This is a genomic window from Micromonospora sp. URMC 103 (assembly GCF_051386435.1).
In the GTDB taxonomy this organism is placed as follows: domain Bacteria; phylum Actinomycetota; class Actinomycetes; order Mycobacteriales; family Micromonosporaceae; genus Micromonospora.
This window is the reverse complement of the sequence record NZ_JBPQTR010000006.1, coordinates 265,144-287,709: the sequence shown is the minus strand read 5'-3', so window position 1 is coordinate 287,709 and position 22,566 is coordinate 265,144. Positions and strand designations below refer to the sequence as shown.

Genomic DNA, 22,566 nt, shown 5'->3' with positions numbered 1-22,566 from the left:
GGCCCGGGCACGCCGCCGGGTCCCGCGGGGCAGCCTCGCACGTGGTCGCCCGCGCCGCACACACGCCGTGGCCGGGCGGCGTTCACCGGATCGACACTCCTCGCCACCCGGGATGGCAACCCGCGGCCCTTACACAGATCCCATGGCCGTTCTGCACGCCGCTGGTGCACCCCTGACGACCAGCGGTTACACCCTGCTGATCGCCGACGACCCCACCCAGGTCGCGGCCGCGCAACGCCTGCGCCACGAGGTGTTCGCCACCGAACTCGGCGCCACGCTGCGCCCCGGCGACGCCGGGCTCGACGTTGACCCGTTCGACCCGTACTGCGACCACCTCGTCGTCCGGCAGGAGAGCACCGGGGCGGTGGTCGGCACGTACCGGCTGCTGCCGCCCGGCCGGACCGACCGGCGCTACTCGGAGGACGAGTTCGACCTCGGCGCGCTCGCCCCGCTGCGGGACGACCTCGTCGAGGCGGGCCGGTCCTGCGTGCACCCGGACCACCGCACCGGCGCGGTGATCAACCTGATGTGGGCCGGCATCGCCCGGTACCTGCACCTGCGCGGATCCCGGTGGCTCGGTGGCTGCGCCTCCGTGCCGGTGGGCGACGGCGGCCGGGCGGTGGCGCAGGTGTGGGAGTTGGCGCAGGCCCGGCACCTCGCGCCGCCGCCGCTGCGGGTGAGCCCCCGGCGTCCCTGGTTCGCCGAGGCGCCGCTCGATCCGCCTCCCGGCGAGGGCGACGCGCGCGCCCTGGTGCCGCCCCTGCTGCGCGGCTACCTGCGGCTCGGCGCCTGGATCTGCGGCGAGCCGTCGTACGACCCGGACTTCGGGGTGGCCGACTTCTACGTCCTGCTCTCCCTCGACCGGATGAACCCCCGCTACCTGCGGCACTTCCTCGGTGAGGTGGCGCGGTGACCGCCGTGGCGTACGACCTGTGGCGTCCCTCGTCCGGGTGCGGCGAGCAGTGCCTCCCCGCGTCGGACGAGGTGCCCACCGTCCCGCCGCTCCGGCGTGTGGGGCGGTTGCTCGCCGGCGCGGGGATGCTGCTGCTCGGGGTGGGGGTGGCCGCGCTGCTGCCGGTGCTGCCCGCCCGTGACGGCCAGGCCGCGGTACGCGCCTGGGCCCGGGGGACCGCCCGCGCGTTCGGCGTGCGTCTGACGGTCCGCGGCCGGCTGCCCCGGCGGCGGGCCCTGCTCGTCGCCAACCACGTGTCCTGGCTGGACATCCTGGTCGTGCTCGCGGTCGCGCCGGCCCGGATGGTGGCGAAGCGGGAGGTCCGCTCCTGGCCGCTGGTGGGGCTGCTGGCCACCGCTGCGGGAACGGTGTTCGTGGACCGGTCCCGGCCGCGCGACCTGCCGGCGACCGTACGGGGGGTCGCCGACGCGCTGCGCGGGGGTCGGGCGGTCGCCGTCTTCCCCGAGGGCACGACCTGGTGCGCCGGGGAGGGCGCCGTGGACTGCCGCCCCGGCGGCGGTTTCCGGCCGGCCCTGTTCCAGGCGGCGGTCGACGCGGGCGCCCCGGTCGTGCCGCTGCGGATCGGCTACCGGTGCGCGCCGACCGGCCACGGCACGACGGCGGCAGCCTTCCTCGGCGAGGACACGCTGCTGCGCTCGGTACGCCGGGTGGTCGCGGCCCGCGGGCTGGAGGTCTCGGTGACGATCGGTGCGGCGCTGCACCCGAGCGCGGACGCCGACCGGCGGGTGCTGGCCCGGGCCGCCGAGTCGGCCGTACACCTGGTGCCGGCCGGCACGGTCGCGCCGCGGCCGGCCGTCGTCCCGCTCGCCGCGGCTCCGGCGCTCGCCAGCGCCCCGCTCGCGGGGGCTCCGGACTTCGACGGTCACGAGGAGCTCGACCTGGCGGCGTGAAACGACGTCGCGACAGTCTTGTGCTGTCGCGATGTATCGCGTTACTGTTCCCCCGTCGGACGCGCCCTCGGCGTGTCCCCGAGGGGAGGACGCCATGACCGGTTGGACGGTCGACAGCCCGCAGCGGCTGACCCTGGACGGGCCGGTCACCCGGCTCGACGTGCGGCTGTTCAGTGGGCGGCTCAACGTGGTGGCCACGGACGGGCCGGCCCGGGTGGACGTCACCCGGGTGGGCCGCCGGCCCGTGCTCGTCGAGCACCACGACGGGCGGCTCTCCGTCCGGCAGGAGCGGAACTGGCGCTGGTTCTGGCCGTTCGGGTTCTGGCCCCGGGTGGACGTCTCGATCGCCGTGCCCGCCGACGTGCCGGCCAACCTGCGCCTGGTGGACGGCTCGCTGGTCGCCTCGGGCCTGCGCCGGCAGACCCGCGCCGACGTCACCTCCGGCCAGATCACCCTCATGGGCCTGCGCGGCGCCACCTCGGCCAAGATCGTCTCCGGTCCCGTGGAGGCGCTCGGCGTGGCCGGCGACCTGCACCTGGAGACCGTCTCCGGCGAGGTGATCCTCGCCGACAGCGCCGCCGGCCAGGTCCGGGCGCAGACCGTCTCCGGCGCCATCACCTGCGACCTCGACAACCCCCGGCGCAGCGAGATCCGCCTGCACACGATCTCCGGCAGCATCACGGTCCGGGTCCGGGAGGACAGCGACCTCGCCGTCCGGCTGCACACCACGTCGGGCCGGATCACCAGTGGCTTCCCCCAGGTGCGCACCCAGTCGACGATCGGCGCGGTGTCCGACAGCGAGGGAGTCCTCGGCGCGGGCGAGGGTAAGCTCTGGGCGTCCGCCACGTCCGGCAGCATCGCGCTGCTCGCCCGGCCCGTGGACGACGATGACGAGGAGGAGCTGCCGTGACGGGCGTGTTCAGTCACGGACGGCTCCGGCTCTACCTGCTGAAGCTCCTCGACGACGGCCCGAAGCACGGCTACGAGCTGATCCGCCTGCTGGAGGACCGCTTCCTCGGCCTGTACGCGCCGAGCGCCGGCACGATCTACCCCCGGCTCCAGCGGCTGGAGGCGGAGGGGCTGGTGAGCCACACGGCGGCGGGCGGCCGGAAGACGTACGAGATCACCGAGGCCGGCCGCGCCGAGTTGCGCCAGCGGGCCGACGAGCTGGCCACCCTCGAATCGGACATCGCGGCCTCGGTGGAGGACCTGTCCGCCCTCGCGGGCGAGATCCGCAGCGAGGTGCGCGGCTCGGTCCGGGACCTCAAGCGGGAGCTGCGCGAGGCCACGCGGCAGACGCGGCAGGGCCGACAGAATCGGTGGGAGCCGACCTTCTTCTCCGAACCGCCGCCGTTCCCCTCCGGGCCGGCGCGGGAGGCCGAGCCCGGTCCCACCCTGCTCGCCGAGTTCGACCAGCGGCTCGCGGCGTTCGCCGCCGAGGTGGGCCGGCTGGTCCGGGCTCGCCGGTTCAGCGACTCCCAGCTGCGTACGGCGATCCGCCTGCTCGACGGCGCGCTGGACGGGCTGCGGCGGCTGCTGCGCTGATTCAGCATCCCGCGGACGCTCCGTTCCGGGTGCTCACAGCCTTTTTGCAGGATGCGTCCAGCGCCGGCCCAGCGGAGTCGCCGATGATGGGGCAATGCCCGCTACCCAGACCGAGGCGCGACTGCTTGTCGTCGAGGACGACCCGAACATCCTCGAACTGCTCTCCGCGAGCCTGCGCTTCGCGGGCTTCGACGTGGCCACCGCGACCAGCGGCAGCGCGGCGCTCACCGCCGCCAAGGACCACCGGCCCGACCTCGTCGTGCTCGACGTGATGCTGCCCGACCTGGACGGCTTCGAGGTCATCCGGATGCTGCGCGAGGGCGGCACGCGGACCCCGGTGGTCTTCCTGACCGCCCGGGACGCCACCGACGACAAGATCCGCGGCCTCACCCTGGGCGGCGACGACTACGTCACCAAGCCGTTCAGCCTCGAGGAGCTGACGGCCCGGATCCGGGCGGTGCTGCGCCGCACCAGCAGCGGCGAGCAGGCCCCCTCCCGGCTCACCTTCGCCGACCTGGAACTGGACGAGGAGACGCACGAGGTCTACCGGGCCGGCCAGCGGGTGCAGCTGTCGCCCACCGAGTTCAAGCTGCTGCGCTACCTCATGCTGAACGCCAACCGGGTGCTCTCCAAGGCGCAGATCCTCGACCACGTCTGGAACTACGACTTCCGCGGTGACGACAACATCGTCGAGTCGTACATCTCCTACCTGCGGCGCAAGGTCGACACCACCCAGCCCCGGCTCATCCACACGCTCCGTGGTGTGGGGTACGTGCTGCGCAAGCCGGCGGCGTGAACGCGGTCCAGCAGGCGAAGGGACGGCTGCGGAGCGTACCGCTGCGGGTGAAGCTGGTCACCGCGGTCCTCACGCTGGTGGCTCTCGCCCTCCTCGTCATCAGCTCGCTGACCACGTTCTTCCTGCGCGACTACCTGGTGGGGCAGGTGGACGGGCAGCTGCGCGGCGCGAGCCAGACGCTCGGCCCGCTCATCCCGGAGTTGAAGACCCGTCGGGTCGCCGCCACGCTGCCCAGCGACTACGTGGTGGTGCTGGCCGGTCCCGGCGGGATCACCCCGCCGAGCTACGACGATCTCTCGCTGCAGCGCCAGCAACTGCCCCGGTTCCCGTCCGACGTCGAGGGGTTCGCGGCCCTCGAGGGCGAGCCCTTCACCGTCCGCTCCGTGGACGGCCGGATGCGGTGGCGGGTGTACTACGCCGCGCAGGAGGGGAACGAGGTGCTGGCCCTCGGGCAGCCGCTCACCGACGTCGACCGCGCGGTGCAGCGGCTCGTCTGGATAGACCTGCTCGTCGGCGGGGCGGTGCTCATCCTGCTCGCCTCGGTCGGTGCCGCGATTGTCCGGACCAGCCTCAAACCGCTTGTGGAGATCGAGCGTACGGCCGCCGCGATCGCCGGCGGCGACCTCACCCGGCGGGTGCCCGACCCGGAGGAGGGGCAGGAGTTCCCCACGTCGGAGCTGGGGCGGCTCTCCCGGGCCCTCAACGCGATGCTCACCCAGATCGAGGCCGCCTTCACGGCCCGGGCCGCCTCGGAGACCGCCGCCCGCTCCGCCGAGTTCGCGGCCCGGGACGCCGCCGTCGCGGCGCAGGCGTCCGAGGCGCGTGCCCGGCGCTCGGAGGAACGGATGCGGCAGTTCGTGGCGGACGCCTCGCACGAACTACGTACGCCGTTGACCACCATCCGCGGCTTCGCCGAGCTGTACCGGCAGGGCGCGGCCCGCGCGCCGGAGCAGACGGCCGGCCTGCTGCGCCGGATCGAGGACGAGGCGTCGCGGATGGGGCTCCTCGTGGAGGACCTGCTGCTGCTCGCCCGGCTGGACCGGGAGCGGCCGATCTCCCTGGCGCCCGTGGAGCTGCCGGTGCTCGCCGGCGACGCCGTGCAGGCCGCCCGGGCCGTCGCCCCGGACCGCCGCATCGAGCTGGAGATCGAGCCCGGCTCGGGCCCGCTCGTGGTGCACGGTGACGACGCCCGGCTCCGGCAGGTGATCGGCAACCTCATGACCAACGCGCTCACCCACACGCCCGCGGACGCCTCGGTGACCCTGCGGCTGCGGGCCGAGCGGGGCAACCTCGCCGTCGTGGAGGTCGCCGACACCGGCCCGGGCCTCACTCCCGAGCAGGCGGAACGGGTCTTCGAGCGCTTCTACCGGGCCGACGCGGCCCGGACCCGGCGGGCCGGCGGCAACGCCGGTACGGGCCTCGGGCTCGCCATCGTGGCGGCGCTCGTGAGCGCCCACCACGGCACCGTCGAGGTCGCCGAGACGCCCGGCGGCGGCGCCACCTTCCGGGTGCGGCTGCCGCTCGTGCCGGAGCCCGACGGCAGCGGCGAGTGACTTTCAGCCAACTTCCAGGCCGGTTCCAGGCTGGTCGCAGTGGCACGGGAGAAGGTGGATCCATGACCGAGTACGAGTCCGACCCGCAGCACCGGCCGGCCCCCACCGACGCCGAGCCGTCGCACCCCACCGCCGAGCTGCCGCGCGTGGAGCGCGCGCAGTCCGACTCCCCGACCACCGAGCCGGCCGGCGCCGGCCCGGTCGCCCGGGACGCCGACCAGACCGCCGCTCCCGCCACCGGCTCCGGCACTCCGGAGCCCACCGTCGGCGACGGCCCCACCGCCTCCGGCGCCACCCCGGGCACCGACCCCACCGTGCCGGTCGCCACGACCACCGGCGCCGCCGCCGGCCCGACCACGGGCTACCAGCCGCCGGCGGGCACCCCGACCTACCCCGGCCAGCCGGGCCACCCGGTCTCCGGCCAGCCGGGCCACCCCGGCTCGGCCCAGCCGGGCCACCCCTACGCCGGCCAGGCCGGCTACCCGCAGCCGGCGGGCGGCGGTTACCACCCGGGCGGCCACTGGTACCCGAACCAGCAGTCCGGCTGGGCCGGCGGGGGCCAGCCGGGCGCCGGGCAGCACCCGTACGGGCAGCAGCCGCAGCAGCCGCAGCACCCCGGCCAGCCGGTGCCGCCGTGGGCCGGCGCCTCCGGCACCGGGCCGCGGCCGAGCCGCATCGCGAAGTTCGCGGGCGCGGGCGTCGCCGTCTTCGCGCTGATGCTCGGCTCCGGCGTCGCGGGCGGGGCGCTCGCCCTCGCACTCGACGACGACGGCGGCACGGTCACCCGCACCTACTCGGCCGCACCGGTCATCAACAGCGACGACCTGCCGAAGATCGCCGCCTCGGTGCAGGACAGCGTCGTGTCCATCACCACCGACAGCGGTGAGGGCTCCGGCGTGATCCTCAGCGCCGACGGCTTCGTGCTCACCAACAACCACGTGGTCGCCTCGGCCAGCGGGAACACCGTCCGGGTGGTCTTCGCGGACGGGACGAACGTCGAGGCCGAGATCAAGGGCACCGACCCGAAGACCGACCTCGCCGTGGTGAAGGCCAACGGCGTGAAGGATCTGAAGGCGGCGAAGTTCGGCGACAGCGACGCGATGCAGGTCGGCGACCAGGTGCTCGCCCTCGGCAGCCCGCTGGGCCTGCAGGGCTCGGTGACCGCGGGCATCCTGAGCGCCCGGGACCGCACGATCCAGGCCGGTGACGGCCAGCAGCAGGATCCGCGCCAGGCCGCCTCCTCCATCGCGGGCCTGCTCCAGACCGACGCTCCGATCAACCCGGGCAACTCCGGCGGGGCGCTGGTCAACACTCGGGGCGAGGTGATCGGCATCAACACCGCGATCGCCACCTCGGGGCAGAGCACCGGCAACATCGGTGTCGGCTTCGCCATCCCGAGCAACAAGGCCAAGGACGTCGCGGGCAAGCTCCAGCGGGGCGAGAAGGTGAGCCACCCCTCCCTGGGCGTCAGCGTGACCATGGCCGAGGGCGGTGGCGCGGCGATCGGCACGATCACCCCGGGCAGCGCGGCCGAGAAGGCCGGCCTCCAGCGCGGAGACGTGATCACCCGCTTCGGCGACAAGGTCATCAACGACTCGGACGACCTGGTCGGCGCCGTCCAGGGCGGCAAGGTCGGCGACCGGGTCGAGGTGCACTTCAAGCGGAACGGCGCGGAGCAGACGGCAACCGTCACGCTCGCCGAGACGTCGTAGTCCGTATCGGGACCTGCCTCCTCCCTCCGGCGGCGGGTGACGGGGCCAAGGGGGTTGGCTCCGTCACCCGCCGCCACTCCCCGCTCGACGGCGGTTCACCCGGTCCGGGTGAGCCGCCGTCACCCGTAGCGGGGGCAGTGTCGGCAGCACCGGCGGAGGGAGGGACGCGATGGGTACGGCAGCCGTCGCCCGCGAGGACCAGCGGATCCAGCAGGACGTCCTGGCCGAGTTGGCCTGGGACCCGCAGGTGCAGCCGAACGACGTGGGTGTGAGCGTCGACCAGGGGGTCGTGACGCTGACCGGCTCGGTCGAGAGTTCCGCCCACCGGTGGGCCGTGACCCGCTGCGCGCAGCGCGTACGGGGTGTGCGGGCGGTCGCCGACGACGTCGAGGTACGCCTGCCCGGCAGCCCGGGCCTCACCGACTCCGACATCGCCATCGCCGCCAGTCGCGCGTTGGAGTGGGACAGCTTCGTCCCCGCCGAGCGGCTGGACGTGACGGTGGCCGACGGCTGGGTGATGCTCCGCGGCGAGGTCGAGTTCGGCTGGCAGCGCCGGAGCGCCGAGCGGGAGCTGCGGCGGCTGCGGGGCGTACGCGGGGTCACCAACCTCGTCGAGGTCCGCCCGCCGGCCCCCACGGAGACCGACCGGATCCTCCGGGACGTCCGGCGGGCCCTGGGGCGCGCGGTCGGCACCGAACGGGTGTCGGCGGCCGTGGACGGGGACACGCTGGTGCTCAGCGGAGTGGTGCGCTCCTGGTGGGAGCGGGATCAGGCCACCCGGGCCGCCTGGTCGGCGCCGGGCGTGCGTGCCGTCGACGACCAGGTGGTCGTCGCCGACTGAAGCGTCCCGGTTGTCCGGTTTACTACCCCCGGCAGCGGGAAAACACGGGCGACCGCGCGCACCCAGCGGACCGCAGGACCGGGAAGCAACGGGGGAGGCTCCTGGCCGTGACCCATCCGACGCCCGACCGGGCGGCCGCGCGGCCGCTCCGGATCGCGATGGTGGTCCCGCCGTGGCTCTCCGTCCCGCCGCCCGGTTACGGGGGCCTCGAACAGGTCGTCGCCGGGCTCGTGGACGCCCTCACCCAGCGGGGGCACGCCGTGACCCTCTTCGGCGCCGGCGAGCACCACGGCACGACCGCGCAGGCGTTCGTCTCCACCGAGGCCGAACTCCAGTACCGGCGACTCGGCGAGTCGTTGCCGGAACTGGCCCACCTGGCCCGGGTGCGGCGCCTGATCGACGCCGCGGACTTCGACGTCGTCCACGACCACACCACCATCGGTCCGCTTGTCGCCGGGCGGCGCGCGGTGCCGACGGTGGCCACCGTGCACGGCAACCCGGTGGGCGAGTACGGCGACGTGCTCAGCGACACGGACCGGGGGGTCGGCCTGGTGGCCGTGTCGCACGCGCAGCGCGGGTTGAACCCGGCGCTGCCCTGGGTCGGCACGGTGCACAACGCGCTGGAGGTCCGCGACCTGCCGCACAAGTCGGCCCCGGCGTCCGGTCCCGTGCTCTGGCTGGCCCGGTTCAGCCCCGACAAGGGGCCGGACATCGCGATCCGGGCCTGCCGCGCGGCGGGACTGCCGCTGCTGCTGGCCGGCAAGTGCAACGAGCCGGCCGAGCGCCGCTACTACGACGAGGTGGTGAAGCCGATGCTCGGCGGGGACGTCGAGGTGGTGCTCAACGGCGACCGGCAGGCCGCGGTGCGGATGCTGCTCGACGCGCGGTGCCTCATCATGCCGATCCAGTGGGAGGAGCCGTTCGGCATGGTGATGCTCGAGGCGATGGCGACCGGCACGCCGGTGGTCGCGCTCGGCCGTGGCGCGGCGCCGGAGCTGGTCCGGTCCGGGGTCACCGGTCTGATCTGCGACGACGTCGAGCAGTTGCCGGCGGCGTTGCGGGAGGTGGGACGGCTCGACCCGGGGGACTGCGTGGCGCACGTGGCCGCGAACTACTCCACGGCCCGGATGGCGCAGGGCTACGAGCAGGTCTACCGGCGCGCCGCGGGAAGCGCCCACGAGGTCTCCGAGCCGGTACGCGCCGTCACCCGGTGATCCGCCCCGGTCACGGGCCCACCCGGGGCGAGAGGCGGGCGGCGCGGTCGTGCCAGGATGAACGGCATGGCGGGGGGACCGGTCGCGTTCGTGCTGGGCGGCGGTGGCGTGCTGGGCGCCGTCGAGGTGGGCATGTTGCGTGCGCTGTTCCGCGCCGGCATCCGACCTGACCTGGTGCTCGGCACCTCCATCGGCGCGGTGAACGGCGCGCTGGTCGCCGCCGACCCCACCGAGGCCGTCACCGACCGGCTGGTCCGGCTGTGGGCGTCGCCGGAGGCCAGCGAGGTGTACGGCGACTCGGTCGCCCGCCAGCTGCGCCGGTTCGCCGCCCGCACCCACCTGCACTCGCCGCGCCCGCTGCGCCGGCTGCTCGAGTCGGAGTTGGGGGCGGACACCACGTTCGCCGACCTGCGCGTGCCGTTCCGGTGCTGCGCCGCGCACATCGAGCGGGCCGCCGAGTACTGGTTCGACCGGGGGCCCGTGGTGCCCGCCGTCATGGCGTCCGCCTCCGTGCCCGGGCTGCTGCCGCCCACCGAGATCGACGGCGCGCACTACGTGGACGGCGGCATCGTCAACTCGATCCCCATCGGCGAGGCGGTCACCGCCGGCGCCAGCCGGATCTTCGTCCTCCAGGTGGGCCGCATCGAGCGGGAGCTGGTCCCGCCGCGCCGGCCCTGGGAGGTCGCCCAGGTGGCCTTCGAGATCGCCCGCCGGCACCGGTTCTTCCGGGAGCTGGCCGCGCTGCCCGAGGGCGTCGAGGTGCACGTCCTGCCGACCGGTGGGCTCAACCCGCGCGACGACACGCCGTGGGCGTACCGGGACATGGCGGCGGTCGGGCGGCGGATCAGCCGGGCCTACACCGCGTCCCGCCGCTACCTGGCGAGCCTGGAGCGCTGATGCCGCTGCCACCGCGGTGGGTACGCCGGACGCTGCTGGCACCGGCGGTCGTCGCGCTCGCCGTCGTGGTGGTCACCACGCTGCCGGTGTGGGCGCTGCTCGCGGCGGCCCTCTCGCCGCTGGTCCCCGGCCGGCTGCGACCGCTGCGGCTGCTCTGGATCGGGTGCGTCTACCTGGTCTGGGACGCGGCGGCGCTGCTCGCGCTCTTCACGCTCTGGGTAGGTGCCGGCTTCGGCGTTCGCGTGCGGTCGCCGGGGTTCCAGCGTGCCCACTACGTGCTCGCCGGCCGGTTCCTGCGGGTGCTCTTCTGGCAGGCGCGCTGGACGCTGCGGCTGCGCATCGACGTGGTGGGCGCCGATCCCGACACCGCGCTGGTGGGCCGCCCCGAGCTGGTGCTCTGCCGGCACGCCGGGCCGGGCGACTCGTTCATCCTCATTCATGCCCTGGTCAACTGGTTCAAGCGGGAGCCACGGATCGTCCTCAAGGACACCCTCCAGTGGGACCCGGCGATCGACGTGCTGCTCAACCGACTGCCCAACCGGTTCATCGCGCCGTCGCCGGACCACGACCGCAGCGAGGCCGTGGTGCGCCAGATCGGCCACCTGGCCACCGGGCTGGACGACGACGACGCGTTCGTGATCTTCCCGGAGGGCGGCAACTTCACCCCCCGCCGCCGCATCCGTGCCATCGCCCGGCTCCGGTCCCGGGGGTTGAACCGGATGGCGGCCCGTGCCGAGCGGATGCGCAACGTCCTCGCCCCGCGCCCCGGCGGGCTGCTGGCCGCCCTGGACGCCGCCCCCGACGCGGGGGTCGTGTTCGTGGCGCACACCGGCCTGGACCGGATGCTCACCGTGACCGACGTGTGGCGTGAGCTGCCCATGGACAAGCGCATCGTGATGCGGTTCTGGTCGGTGCCGCCCGAGGAGGTCCCGGTCGGCCGTCAGGAACGCATCGAGTGGCTCTTCGACTGGTGGGCCCGGATCGACGCGTGGATCGAGGCCAACCGGGACGGCGTGGTCGCGGCCGGCCGGGACGTCGCCGCGTAGGGTGCGGTCGTGGACCAGATCAGCGTGGTGACGACCGTGGTGGACGCCCGCTCGGTCGCCGACGTGCTGGCGGCGGCCGCCGTCGCCGGTCGGCTCGCGGCCTGCGCCCAGGTCGGCGGGCAGGTGGACAGCACCTACTGGTGGCGTTCCGCCGTGGAGACCAGCCACGAGTGGTCGGTGCAGTTCAAGACGGCGCCCGACCGGGTGGCCGCGCTCGTCGACCAGATCCGCGCCAGCCACCCGTACGAGGTGCCGGAGATCCTGGTGACGCGGGTGGAGAGCGGGGACCCGGCGTACGCGACCTGGGTCTACGAGCACACCCGTCCCTGAGCGCGCGGTAGGGCCTGCCCTACCCAAGATCCGGGGGCTGTCAGGGTTACTCAGCGCAACCGGTTGCCGGAGACTCGATGTGGAGGGTCGAGCCGTACGGCCGGCCCGACGTCGAAGAACGGGAGCGACGATGGTGCTGGCAGCGGTGGCGGATCCGCCGGTACGGCGGGGGAGTGACTACGCACAGTTGTCCCGACGGATCAGCGGGGCGGGGCTGCTGGAGCGGCGACCGGCCCGGTACGCGGCCCGGATCGCGCTCACCCTGGGCGCCTTCGCGGCCGGCTGGGTGGCCGTGTTCCTGGTCGGCGACTCGTGGTGGCAGCTGCTGATCGCGGTCGGGCTGGCGGTCGTCACCACCCAGGTGGCGTTCCTCGGCCACGACGCGGGACACCGGCAGATGTTCCGCCGGCGCGGCCCGAGCGAGACGGTCGGCCTCCTCTGCGGCAACCTGGCGGTCGGGCTCAGCTATGGCTGGTGGGTGGACAAGCACAACCGCCACCACGCCAACCCGAACCACGAGGACGAGGACCCGGACGTCGGCGCGGGCGCGCTCGTCTGGTCGTACGAGCAGGCGATCGGCACCCGGGGTCTGGGCCGCTGGCTGGCCCGGCGGCAGGCGTACCTGTTCTTCCCGATGCTGCTGCTCGAGGGGCTGAACCTGCACGTGTCGAGCATCCGGGCGGTCGTCGGGCGGGGGCCGGACGGCCGGTTCGGCACCCCGATGCGGCACCGCGCGGTGGAGGGGCTGCTGCTCGCCGTGCACACCGCCGGCTACCTGGGCGCCCTGCTGCTGGCCATGTCGCCCGGGAAGGCCCTGCTCGTCGCCGCCGTCCACCAGGGACTCTGGGGGCTCTACATGGGCTGCGCGTTCGCGCCGAACCACAAGGGCATGCCCATGCCGACGGCCGACGACGAGCTGGACTTCCTGCGCAAGCAGGTCATCACCTCGCGGAACGTGCGGGGCGGCCGGGTCATCGACCTGGCGCTGGGCGGGCTGAACTACCAGGTCGAGCACCACCTGTTCCCGAACATGCCGCGGGCCAACCTGCGCCGCGCCCAGCCGATCGTGCGGGCCTACTGCGCCGAGCGCGGCATCCCGTACGTGGAGACCGGCCTCGTGGAGTCGTACCGGCAGGCGCTGGCCCACCTGCACGAGGTGGGGCGCCCGCTGCGCGGGTGAGACCCGCGGACGGGGGCGGCGCCGCACGGCGCCGCCCCCGCTGCGGTCAGTTGCCGCCGAAGGCCTTGATGAGCTCCTCCGGGGCCTCCTGGGTCTCCGCCGCCGGCGGCTTGCTGACGTTGACCGCGGTGCCGAAGTCGGAGTAGGTGGTGGTCATCTTGCCGAGGGACGCGTCGAGCACGCTGGTGTCGACGGCGAACTCGGTGAGCCGGCCCTCACCGTCCACCTTCGCGGTGAACGGCACGGCCTTGGCCTTGTCGCCGAGCGCGGCGATGTCCTTGTCGTTCGGCACGCTCTTCGTGTAGTCCATCGTGCCGGAGAAGCTGCCGGAGCCGGTCTCCTCGACCTTCACCACGCTCTGGATCATCTTGTTGGCGCCGCCCGGGTCGCCCTCCGGCATGAGGTTGAGCTGGCCGTTCTGGCCGAGCTTGGTGGCGTCCATGTGCAGCCACTTGTCGGGCAGCCCGGTCATGCCGGTGACCTTCAGGTAGGCGTCGTCGCCGACGATCAGCGCCCGGATCTTGCCCTGCGGGCCCAGGCTCATCTCCATGTCACCGGTCCGCTTGGTCGGGTCCATCACCCCACCGCCGCTGAGGATCGACGACTCGATCTTCGTCCGTACGCTCTGTTCGTTGAGCTTCTGCGCGGCGGCGGTGAGCTTGCCGAGCGCGTCCGCCGGGGCGCTGCTGGCGGGCGCCGCGCTGGCGCTGCCACCGGCGGCTGGGTCGTCCGCTCCCGTCTCGTTGCCGCAACCGGCCAGGCCGAGTCCGAGTGCTGCGACGAGTGCGACCCCCGTGGTCGCCAGCCGTCGAGTTTTCATGTGGGTAACTCCTCGTGTTGGTTGGGCCGGTGACAACGCCGGTCGATCCGGCCGGGCCGCTGGCCAGCCTAACGAAACCCGGCCACTGGCACATGTCGATGCGGCGGTGCCGGGCGCGCCACCGGAACGCCGGTCGCCACCGGCCCGGTAGGGTCACCCCATGGCAGACGTGCTTTCGGCCGGCCGGGTTCCGCACCGTGACCAGGGGCTGGCCCGTCGGAGCGACGAGATCGTGCGGAGTGCCCGATGAGATTCGAGATCAGCAAGGTTCTGGACGCCATCGAGGGCCGGGTCTGCACGGATCCGTCCCTGGCCCGCGCCGTCGTCGACCTGGCCGAGGTGATCCGCTTCCAGGACATCGACGGCGGACGGCCGGCCAGCCTGCTCCGGCTCGGCATGGTGATCGACGCGCTGTCCCGCCAACTCGAGGAGGACAGCGTCCAGGTCTACGCCGTGGTGCACCGGGCCCTGCTGTCCGACGCCGACCTCACCTCCAACGAGCGCATGGTGGTCCGGCGCTGGGCCGACGACGGGCTGGTCGAGGTGCTCGACAGCCCCGGCGACCGGATGCTCGAGATCGCCGACCTGCTCGGGTTGCCCGTGCTCACCCGGGTCCGTCTCGACGGGCTGCGGGGGCGGTTCCCGTGGCTCGTGGAGCAGCCGGGCCGCGTGCTCGCGCCGGTGCCCGGCGCGGGCGGCCCGACCTTCGTGGCGCACGTCGGCGGGGGTGACACGCCGGTGGCCGGCGACCGCTCGCCGGTCGGCGCGAAGCTGCTCGCGCGCGAGTGGCGGTGCCCGGAGGCGGGCTGCGCGCTGTTCGGCAGCGGCGGCGGCGGCGCCTTCGCGGATCTGGCGCGGGTGCAACGCAGCCCCGCCGCGCAGGCCCCGCCCACGCTGCGCAACGGGGTCCCGACCTGCCCCCGGCACGGCACCCGGCTGCGTGACGTCGGGCCGCGCCCCCGCACCGAGGTGCTCGCGGTGCGGATCGGCGGGCTCGTGCGGCGCCGGTTCGTCCTCAGTGAGGAGCAGCCGGTGCTCGTGGGCCGGGCGCCGGAGGGCGACGGCGCGATCGTGCTCGGGCAGTGGCTCAACGACGAGGCGCGGCGCTGGATCAGCCGCAACCACCTCCGGCTGGAGCTGCGCGTCGGCGAGGTGATCGTGACGGATGTCAGCACCAACGGCTCGGGCATCCGCCCGGGCGGCTCGATGGCCGAGGGCGAACGCGTCCCGCTCGCGCCCAAGCAGTCCCGGGTGCTCGCCGAGAACGACATGGTGGAGCTCTACCCGGGGGTACAGGTCGGCCGGGCCGAGGAACTGCCCACCGGCGCCCCGTTCACCCCGGCCTCCGTGATGGCCGAGGCCCCCACCATGGCGATGCGCCTACCGCGGCCCTGACACACGGGGAAGGGGCGGGCACGAGGCCCGCCCCTTCTCGCGTACGGGCCTCAGCCGGCCAGGACGGCGGCGAGCTGGGCGACGGCGTGGTCGATCTCCTCCTCGGTGACCACCAGCGGCGGCGCGAGGCGGATGGTCGACCCGTGGGTGTCCTTGGCGAGCACCCCCCGCTCGGCGAGCCGCTCGCACGCCTCGCGGCCGGTCATGAGCGCCGGGTCGATGTCGAGGCCCGCCCAGAGGCCCCGGCCGCGTACGGCGAGCAGGCCCTTGCCGATCAGGCCCTCCAGGCCCGCGTGCAGCCGGGCGCCCAGCTCGGCGGAGCGCCGCTGGAATTCGCCGGTGGCCAGCAGCCGGACCACCTCGACGGCCACCGCGCAGGCCAGTGGGTTGCCACCGAACGTCGAGCCGTGCTGGCCCGGCTTGAGAACCCCGAGCACGTCGGCGTTCGCCGCGACCGCGGAGACCGGGACGATGCCGCCGCCGAGCGCCTTGCCGAGCAGGTACATGTCCGGCGTGATGCCCTCGTGGGCGCAGGCGAAGGTCTCGCCCGTCCGGCCCAGACCGGACTGGATCTCGTCGGCGACGAAGAGCACGTTGCGCTCGGTGCAGACCGCGCGCACCCCCGGCAGGTAGCCCTCCGGCGGCACCACCACGCCCTGCTCGCCCTGGATCGGCTCGAGCAGCACGGCCACGGTGTTCTCGTCGATGGCGGCGGTCAGCGCGTCGAGGTCGCCGTACGGGACCACGGTGAACCCGGGCGTGTACGGCCCGAAGTCGGCGCGGGCGTCCTCGTCGGTGGAGAAGCTCACGATGGTGGTGGTGCGGCCGTGGAAGTTGCCCTCGGCGACAACGATGTTGGCCTGCCCGGCCGGCACTCCCTTGACCTGGTAGCCCCACTTGCGAGCGACCTTGATCCCGGTCTCGACGGCCTCGGCGCCGGTGTTCATCGGCAGCACCATGTCCTTGCCGCACAGCTCCGCCAGTTCCCGGCAGAAGTCGGCGAACTGGTCGTGGATGAACGCGCGGCTCGTGAGCGTGAGCCGGTCGAGCTGGGCGTGCGCCGCGGCGATCAGCTGCGGGTGCCGGTGGCCGAAGTTCAGGGCCGAGTAGCCGGCCAGGAAGTCGAGGTAGCGCCGGCCGTCCACGTCGGTCAGCCAGGCGCCCTCGGCCGAGGAGATCACCACCGGAAGCGGGTGGTAGTTGTGCGCGGTCCAGCGCTCCGCGTCCCGGACGGCCCCCGGCGTCCGCAGCATGTCGTCCACGATCACTTGCTTGCCTTTCCCTGTCGGAGTCGCAACGTGCAGCACTTCGGTCCGCCGCCGGCCCTACGCAGCTCGGACAGGTCGACACCGATGGTCTCGTAGCCCCGGTCGCGCAGCTTGGCGGCCAGGTCGGTGGCCTGCGCCGGCAGCACCACGTGCCGGCCGTCGCTGACCGCGTTGAGGCCGAGCACCTCGGCGTCGGCCATGGTGGCGTGCACCGCGTCGGGGAAGAGCCGGCGCAGCGCGGCCTGGCTGCCGGGCGAGAAGGCCTCGGGCAGGTACGCCACGGTCCGCTCGTCGAGCACGGTGAGCGCCGTGTCCAGGTGGTAGAAACGCGGGTCGACCAGCTGCATGGTGATCACCGGGTAGCCGAAGACCTCCTGGAGCTGGGCGTGGGAGGCGTGGGCGGTGCGGAAGCCGGTGCCCGCGAGCAGCACGTCGCCGACCAGCAGGATGTCGCCCTCGCCCTCGTTGACGTGCTTCGGGTCGTACAGCTCAAAGCCGGCGGACTCGAACCAGGCGCGGTACGCGGGCGCCTCGTCGGCGCGCTGCGGGTCGCGGAACTGCACGGCCATCGCCTTGCCGTCGATCACCGTTCCGCCGTTGGCGGCGAAGACCATGTCGGGCAGGCCGGGCAGCGGGGCGATCTCCTCGACGGTGTGTCCGAGGTCGAGGTAGACCTGCCGGAGCTGCTCCCACTGCCGGATGGCCAGGTCGGTGTCGACCGGGGCGGTCGGGTCCATCCACGGGTTGATCGCGTAGTCCACGGCGAAGTACGTCGGCCGGCACATGAGAAAGCGCTGGCGGATGGCGTCCATCGTCATTGTCCTGCTCCCAGGGGTCGGGCGCGCCCGGCCACCGTCGGCCCACGGGCTGGCGCCGTTGTTCAACGTTATGCGGCGTCGCCAGCAGGATCCACCGCCGAGACTTGCGCGACACGACTGTTCGTTGCGTCTAGGTGGCGCGGGGTAGCGGATCGTTGCGTCTCCGCGCTCGACGAGGCGCGGCCGTCGCCGGAGATCTCGCGGGAGTCCTCATCGCCACGAAGGCGATGACTCAGAGGCATAAATATGACTGTGAGGCATCACGCTCGCGCAGGAACGGGCTCCCAGGACGGCGCGGCGGTCCGATCCGCGCGCACGAGGGAGAAACACTTCAGGGGCGGCGAACCGCCGCCCCTGAATGGGTGTTTCGCCCGCTGGTGAACCACCAGGCTGGTCGGGCTCGTCCGGTGAACCACCGGCGCTTTCGCCGGCGCACCGCCGGCGAGCGGGACAGTGCCCGCTAGAACCGGTCCACAAACTGTGAGTCGAGCCACTCCCGGAACCGCTGCACCCAGTCGCCGTCGGTCGTCGGCCAGTCGAACTGGCCCGTCATCGCGAGCACCCCGAGCACCACGGCGGCGAGGCCGAACCCGATGCCGAGCAGCGCGTCGGTCTTGCCGGCCACGTGCCGTCGACGGGTGGCCATCAGGCCGAGCACGGCGAGCACCGCGCCGAGGGCGCCGAGGCCGATGCCGTAGCCGGCGAGCGTGCCGGTCAGCACGAAGAGGACGCCGGCGACGGCGACCACCAGGCCGAGGGTGGCGAGCAGGCTGGCGCGCGGCTTCGGTCCGAGTGCCACCGGCCGCTCCGGCTCGGCCCGGTCGGCGTCCGTGTCGACCACCCGGTCGCGGTCGGTGTCGACCGTGCGGTCGCGGTCGGCGTCGGGGCGTACGGCCCGGTCGCGGTCCAGGTCGACGGTGGCGCCGTCGACGGTGCGCTCCAGTGCCGGGTCCGGGTGGGGCCGGGCCGCGGGCTCGGCCGACCGGGCGGTGGCCGCCCGGGCCACGGCGGCGCGCTCCGCCGCCCGCCGCTCCGGCTCGGACGTCGCCTCGCGGTCGGCCGCGGCGCTGCTGCGGTACGTCGTGCGGTCGGCGTCCCGGTCGGCCACCGTCGCCCGGACGGGGGCGGTGCCATCTGACGGGACCGCGCCCGCCGGCGCCGGGCCGTCCCCTTCCGGGGCGGCCGTCGTGTCGCGGCCGTCTCCGCGGCCGTCGGGGTTCTCGTCCCGCGTCGACGCCGGGTCCGACCGGCGCGACAGCGAAGGAATTCTGACCACAACACACCTCCTGGTTGATGCGGGGTGGCCGTGGAACGGGTGGCACCCCCCACACGGGTACCTCCCCGGAATACCCAGATGGCCGTTTCCCGACACCGAGGTGCTGGTCGGAGGCGAGCCGACGGCCTCCGGCCGCCGGCTCGCCGCACGTCCTCCGCCGCCCGGTCAGGCCGGCACGGTCCACTTCTGGTTGCTCGCGCCGGTGCAGGTCCAGAGCTGGACCGGGGTGCCGTTCGCGGGGTTGTTGTCGAGCACGTCCAGACACTTGTTGGCGCTCGCGCTGACGAGGTCTCGGGCCGCGGTCGCCGTCCAGCGTTGGTTGGCCGCGCCCGTGCAGGTCCAGATCTGTGCCCGCGCGCCGTTGGCGGTGGCGTTGTCCCGCACGTCGAGGCACTTGCCGAGAGCGCGTACGGTGCCGTCCGCGCCGAGCGTCCACTGCTGCGCGGCGCTGCCGTTGCAGTCGTAGAGCTGGACGGGGGTGCCGTCGGCGCTGTTCGCGTTCGCCACGTCGAGGCAGCGACCGGCGAGGCCCACGATCGGCCCGGTGCGGCCCCCGCCACCGGACTGGGTGCCCGACCAGGTGAAGGTGGCCGTCGTCCGGGCGGGCAGCGAGTAGGTGAAGGACTGGCCGCCCCACACCACCTTGATCGACTGGGCGCCGGTGCCTCCGTTGTGCGCGATCAGCGCCTTGGACCCGTCGGGGTTCACGTACGCCACGTTGGGCACCGTCCCGTTGGCCGTCGAGTCGATCCGGTACGCCCCGGGGCGGACGAACTTCGTGAGGTGTCCGGTCGTGTAGTACTCGATGGTGTAGTCGACCTGGCCGGCCCGGGAGCCGCCCTCCTGCACGGTGACCAGACCGGTGCAACTGTCGCACCCACCGTTGTGCGGGCCGTGGAACTGGTTGACCGCGAGGCTCCACTTGACGAGGCTGCCGCTGTAGTTCCGGGCGTAGTTGACGATGTCGGCCAGGTCCTCGTTGTGCTGGTTGCCGATCCACGTGCCGCCCGAGTGCTCGGTGCTGAACTGGCGCACCGCCGGGTACTGGTTGCGGACCTGGGTGCCCACGGCCGGGTCGCCGAAGTAGCCGTGCCAGGCGATGCCGCCGAAGAGCGGGTCGTTGCGGACGCCGGCGTCGGCGAGCAGCACCGCCCCGAAGTTGGGATGGTCACCGTAGTTCCAGTCGTGCACGAGCACCTTCGTGCCGAGGCCGGCGGCCCGCAGCGCGGGGTACAGGTGGTTCTTCGTGAACTCCACGAGCCCGGAGCCGTTCCAGCTCATCCCCGGGTAGTTCATGGCCGTGGGGTTGGCGGCCTGACAGCAGTTCGGTTCGTTCTGCACCGAGAGGTAGTTCACCGGGATGCCGGCGGCCTGGTAGGTCTGCACGTACCGGACCAGGTACTGGGCGTACATCGGGTAGTACTCCCACTTGAGCCACCCCATCTGGTCCATCCGGCCGTTGTCCTTCATCCAGCCCGGGGCGCTCCACGGCACGCCCATGACCCGCAGGGCGGGGTTGAGCGACCGGGCCTGCGCGGTGAGCAGGCGGACGTTGGTGTCGTAGCCGTTGGTGTAGAAGTCGCCGAGGTCGCAGCAGGTGTCGTCGAGGGAGACGTTGCCGGGCCGGGACAGGTCGGACGCGCCGATCGGGTTGCGCACGAACGACAGCCCGATGCCGTCGGTGGGGGAGAAGAGCCTGCGCATCACCTCGTCGCGGGTGGCCGCGCTGATCGCGCCGCCCCGGAAGAGGTACGCCGTGGTGTCCGTGATCGACGCGCCGCCGCCCTCGAACTGCTGGTAGCGGGTGTTCTCGTTGACCGTGATCGTGTGCGTGGCGGCGCCGCTCGTGGCCGCGAAGGCCACCGGCGACTGCTGCTGGAGACCGCGGGTGACCTGTCGGCCTCCGGCGTCGGAGGTGGTGGTCAGCCAGACGTTCACGGGCTCGTTGGCGGCGACGGCGGGCGCCGGCAGGGCGACCGCGGCGGCGGCGGCCGCGGTGGCGAGCGCGAGCAGGCCGGCGCCGACGGGCCGGCGGCGTGGCGGGGGTACGGCGGAGGTGGGCATGCGTCTTCCTCTCCCGAGCGGGGGCGGTGGTGGTCGAGCGAAGCGCGCGCTGATGTTCCGGATTGCCCCGACCTGCGGCATCCGTGAGTACAGTTAATATTCCTTAGTAATAGAAGTCAATGATTGGCCCTCGATCGCCCGCCGTCACCGCCGCCCACGCGCGGCTACGCTTGTCGCTCGTGCCAGAGGGACACACCATCCACCGTTTGGCGGCCCGCCACGCCGCGCTCTTCGCCGGCGACAAGGTGCACGCCAGCAGCCCGCAGGGGCGGTTCGCCGAGGGCGCCGCCCTGCTCAGCGGCACCGTCCTCGAGGCCACCGAGGCGTACGGCAAGCACCTGCTGCACCACCATGCCGGCGAGCTGACGCTGCACGTGCACCTCGGGCTGTACGGCAAGGTGACCGACGGGACCGGCGCGCCGCCCGAGCCGGTGGGCCAGGTGCGGCTCCGGCTCGCCAGCGACCGGCACTGGCTCGACCTGCGCGGCCCCACCGCCTGCGAGGTGCTCACCCCGCCGGAGGTGGACGCGTTGCGGGCGCGCCTCGGGCCGGACCCGCTGCGCCCCGACGCGGATCCGGAGCGCGCGTACGCCCGGATCTCCCGCAGCGCCACGCCGCTGGCCGCGCTCCTGCTCGACCAGTCGGTGGTGGCCGGCACCGGGCTGATCTTCGTGACCGAGGCGCTGTTCCGGGCCGGCCTGCCGCCGACACTGCCCGGCCGGCGACTCGGTCGCGCCGGTTGGGACCGGCTCTGGGCCGACCTCGTGACGCTCATGACGCTCGCCGAACGCCAGGGCCGCATCGACACCGTCCGCGACGAGCACCTGCCCGAGGCGATGGGCCGGGCGCCGCGGGTCGACCGGCACGGCGGCGAGGTGTACGTCTACCGCCGCCCCGGTGCGCCCTGCCACGTCTGCGCGACGCCCGTCAGCCGGGGCGAGATGGCCGGCCGCAACCTCTATTGGTGTCCCACCTGCCAGCGCGCCGGACGCCGTGCCGGTCGCCGGGTCAACTGATCGCCCGCAGCAGGCCGTGGGACCGGTGGCGCAGCCGCTCCACGGCCCGGGTCGTCGCCTCGTCGGCGGCCAGGAGGACGACGAGCTGCTGCGCGTCGGTGCTCGGCAACTCCAGCCTCTCCCGGTGCCAGCGCAGTTCCCCGGCGGTGGCGTGGTCGAGCCGGAGCGGAACGGACGGCGGGGGCAGGTGACGGTTGAGCCGGCGAGTGAACTCCTGCCCCGCGACGGGAGCGAGCTCGGCCGTGAACCACTCGGACGCCTCGACGGACGGCCCGAGCCAGAGGTCGAACGCCTGCTCGTCGGCCACCTGGTCCCAGTCCGGGAAGGCGGTGCGGGCGCGCGGATCGGTGAACACGTAGCGGGTGAGGTTCGGCTCGTCGCTGTCGAGCAGCCCGGTCCCGCGCACCACCAGCTCGAACCCGCCCGTGTGGGCGAGCACGTCCCCCAGGCGGTTGGTGACGAACGCGACCCCGGGTTCGAGAAGCCGGAGGGTCTCCAGCACGGTGGGGCGGACGTGGCGGCTGGGTGGTGACGGCCGCGGGCGACCGGCGCACTCACCGCCGGTGATCTTGGCAAGGTAGCGCAGGTGCTGGCGCTCCGTGGCGTCCAGGCTCAGCGCGTCCGCCAGCGCGATCAGCACGGCGGAGGACGGGTTCCGGTCCCGGCCCTGCTCGATGCGGGTGAGGTACTCGACGCTGATGGCGGCGCGGGCGGCCAGGTCGGAGCGCCGCAGCCCGGGGGAGCGGCGCCGGCCACGGTCCGGCAGCCCGAAGGACTCCGGCTGGATGCTGTCGCGCTTGGCGCGGACGAAGTCGCCGAGCGGGGTGCTCATGGGGGGAGTCTAGGGCGGTCGTCGGCCGTCCTGAACGCCGTAGCGTGGCCCCCCGAGGGCCAGCCTGCGCCCGGTCTGGTTGCCGTCGTCCCGCTGACCG

General features: G+C 73.8%; 21 protein-coding genes. 15 read left to right on the top strand and 6 right to left on the bottom strand.

The window, feature by feature from the left end; genetic code table 11:
• Positions 1 to 142: 142 nt before the first annotated feature.
• From ACSNOA_RS27555 to ACSNOA_RS27495, 13 genes are all read left to right on the top strand, one after another.
• Positions 143 to 913 carry a GNAT family N-acetyltransferase gene (locus ACSNOA_RS27555; protein ID WP_436662700.1) on the top strand — a complete coding sequence of 257 codons (771 nt, stop codon included), beginning with the start codon at positions 143 to 145 and terminating at the stop codon, positions 911 to 913.
• Positions 910 to 1,863 (top strand): lysophospholipid acyltransferase family protein, encoded by a 954-nt coding sequence (locus ACSNOA_RS27550; protein WP_436662699.1) that lies wholly within the window; start codon positions 910 to 912, stop codon positions 1,861 to 1,863. The genes ACSNOA_RS27555 and ACSNOA_RS27550 overlap by 4 nt, the downstream gene beginning before the upstream one ends.
• Before the next feature lie 94 nt (positions 1,864 to 1,957).
• The gene (locus tag ACSNOA_RS27545) at positions 1,958 to 2,773 is read left to right on the top strand and encodes a DUF4097 family beta strand repeat-containing protein (RefSeq protein WP_436662698.1); all 816 of its coding nucleotides are present in this window, start codon (positions 1,958 to 1,960) and stop codon (positions 2,771 to 2,773) included.
• Positions 2,770 to 3,408, top strand: coding sequence for a PadR family transcriptional regulator (locus ACSNOA_RS27540; RefSeq protein ID WP_436662697.1), 639 nt, complete (start codon positions 2,770 to 2,772; stop codon positions 3,406 to 3,408). Before ACSNOA_RS27545 ends, ACSNOA_RS27540 begins: the two co-directional genes overlap by 4 nt.
• 94 nt (positions 3,409 to 3,502) lie before the next feature.
• The gene (locus ACSNOA_RS27535; protein ID WP_436662696.1) at positions 3,503 to 4,204 is read left to right on the top strand and encodes a response regulator transcription factor; all 702 of its coding nucleotides are present in this window, start codon (positions 3,503 to 3,505) and stop codon (positions 4,202 to 4,204) included.
• On the top strand, positions 4,201 to 5,757 hold the full coding sequence (locus ACSNOA_RS27530) for a sensor histidine kinase (RefSeq protein WP_436662695.1): 1,557 nt from the start codon (positions 4,201 to 4,203) through the stop codon (positions 5,755 to 5,757). Before ACSNOA_RS27535 ends, ACSNOA_RS27530 begins: the two co-directional genes overlap by 4 nt.
• Before the next feature lie 62 nt (positions 5,758 to 5,819).
• A complete protein-coding gene (locus ACSNOA_RS27525) occupies positions 5,820 to 7,469 on the top strand; it encodes a trypsin-like peptidase domain-containing protein (protein WP_436662694.1) in 1,650 nt (549 codons plus the stop codon).
• Positions 7,470 to 7,638: 169 nt separating this feature from the next.
• Positions 7,639 to 8,310 carry a BON domain-containing protein gene (locus ACSNOA_RS27520; RefSeq protein ID WP_436662693.1) on the top strand — a complete coding sequence of 224 codons (672 nt, stop codon included), beginning with the start codon at positions 7,639 to 7,641 and terminating at the stop codon, positions 8,308 to 8,310.
• A 158-nt stretch (positions 8,311 to 8,468) separates the two neighbouring features.
• On the top strand, positions 8,469 to 9,524 hold the full coding sequence (locus ACSNOA_RS27515; RefSeq protein ID WP_436663399.1) for a glycosyltransferase family 4 protein: 1,056 nt from the start codon (positions 8,469 to 8,471) through the stop codon (positions 9,522 to 9,524).
• A 66-nt stretch (positions 9,525 to 9,590) separates the two neighbouring features.
• The gene (locus tag ACSNOA_RS27510) at positions 9,591 to 10,421 is read left to right on the top strand and encodes a patatin-like phospholipase family protein (protein ID WP_436662692.1); all 831 of its coding nucleotides are present in this window, start codon (positions 9,591 to 9,593) and stop codon (positions 10,419 to 10,421) included.
• On the top strand, positions 10,421 to 11,467 hold the full coding sequence (locus ACSNOA_RS27505; RefSeq protein WP_436662691.1) for a 1-acyl-sn-glycerol-3-phosphate acyltransferase: 1,047 nt from the start codon (positions 10,421 to 10,423) through the stop codon (positions 11,465 to 11,467). Before ACSNOA_RS27510 ends, ACSNOA_RS27505 begins: the two co-directional genes overlap by 1 nt.
• Positions 11,468 to 11,476: 9 nt before the next feature.
• Positions 11,477 to 11,797 (top strand): divalent-cation tolerance protein CutA, encoded by a 321-nt coding sequence (gene cutA, locus ACSNOA_RS27500; RefSeq protein WP_436662690.1) that lies wholly within the window; start codon positions 11,477 to 11,479, stop codon positions 11,795 to 11,797.
• Positions 11,798 to 11,927: 130 nt separating this feature from the next.
• Positions 11,928 to 12,977, top strand: coding sequence for a fatty acid desaturase family protein (locus ACSNOA_RS27495; protein ID WP_436662689.1), 1,050 nt, complete (start codon positions 11,928 to 11,930; stop codon positions 12,975 to 12,977).
• Positions 12,978 to 13,023: 46 nt separating this feature from the next.
• Here ACSNOA_RS27495 and ACSNOA_RS27490 read toward each other — a convergent pair whose 3' ends face one another.
• A complete protein-coding gene (locus ACSNOA_RS27490) occupies positions 13,024 to 13,797 on the bottom strand; it encodes a hypothetical protein (RefSeq protein ID WP_436662688.1) in 774 nt (257 codons plus the stop codon).
• A 246-nt stretch (positions 13,798 to 14,043) separates the two neighbouring features.
• On the opposite strand from ACSNOA_RS27490, the gene ACSNOA_RS27485 reads away from it, so the two are divergent.
• A complete protein-coding gene (locus ACSNOA_RS27485; RefSeq protein ID WP_436662687.1) occupies positions 14,044 to 15,192 on the top strand; it encodes an FHA domain-containing protein in 1,149 nt (382 codons plus the stop codon).
• Positions 15,193 to 15,242: 50 nt separating this feature from the next.
• On the opposite strand, the gene rocD is transcribed toward ACSNOA_RS27485, so the two are convergent.
• The 4 genes from rocD to ACSNOA_RS27465 all read right to left on the bottom strand — a co-directional run bounded on the left by rocD (position 15,243) and on the right by ACSNOA_RS27465 (position 20,618).
• Positions 15,243 to 16,457 (bottom strand): ornithine--oxo-acid transaminase, encoded by a 1,215-nt coding sequence (rocD, locus tag ACSNOA_RS27480; RefSeq protein ID WP_436663398.1) that lies wholly within the window; start codon positions 16,455 to 16,457, stop codon positions 15,243 to 15,245.
• Positions 16,457 to 17,272, bottom strand: a complete 816-nt coding sequence (gene ddaH, locus ACSNOA_RS27475) for a dimethylargininase (protein WP_436663397.1) — start codon at positions 17,270 to 17,272, stop codon at positions 16,457 to 16,459. Before ddaH ends, rocD begins: the two co-directional genes overlap by 1 nt.
• 466 nt (positions 17,273 to 17,738) lie before the next feature.
• The gene (locus ACSNOA_RS27470) at positions 17,739 to 18,554 is read right to left on the bottom strand and encodes a thrombospondin (RefSeq protein WP_436662686.1); all 816 of its coding nucleotides are present in this window, start codon (positions 18,552 to 18,554) and stop codon (positions 17,739 to 17,741) included.
• Positions 18,555 to 18,719: 165 nt separating this feature from the next.
• Positions 18,720 to 20,618, bottom strand: coding sequence for a lectin (locus ACSNOA_RS27465; RefSeq protein ID WP_436662685.1), 1,899 nt, complete (start codon positions 20,616 to 20,618; stop codon positions 18,720 to 18,722).
• A gap of 179 nt (positions 20,619 to 20,797) precedes the next feature.
• Between ACSNOA_RS27465 and ACSNOA_RS27460 the strand changes: the two genes are divergently transcribed.
• Positions 20,798 to 21,634 (top strand): Fpg/Nei family DNA glycosylase, encoded by an 837-nt coding sequence (locus ACSNOA_RS27460; RefSeq protein WP_436662684.1) that lies wholly within the window; start codon positions 20,798 to 20,800, stop codon positions 21,632 to 21,634.
• Here ACSNOA_RS27460 and ACSNOA_RS27455 read toward each other — a convergent pair.
• A complete protein-coding gene (locus tag ACSNOA_RS27455; RefSeq protein WP_436662683.1) occupies positions 21,627 to 22,466 on the bottom strand; it encodes a helix-turn-helix domain-containing protein in 840 nt (279 codons plus the stop codon). The genes ACSNOA_RS27460 and ACSNOA_RS27455 overlap by 8 nt on opposite strands.
• Positions 22,467 to 22,566: the final 100 nt, after the last annotated feature.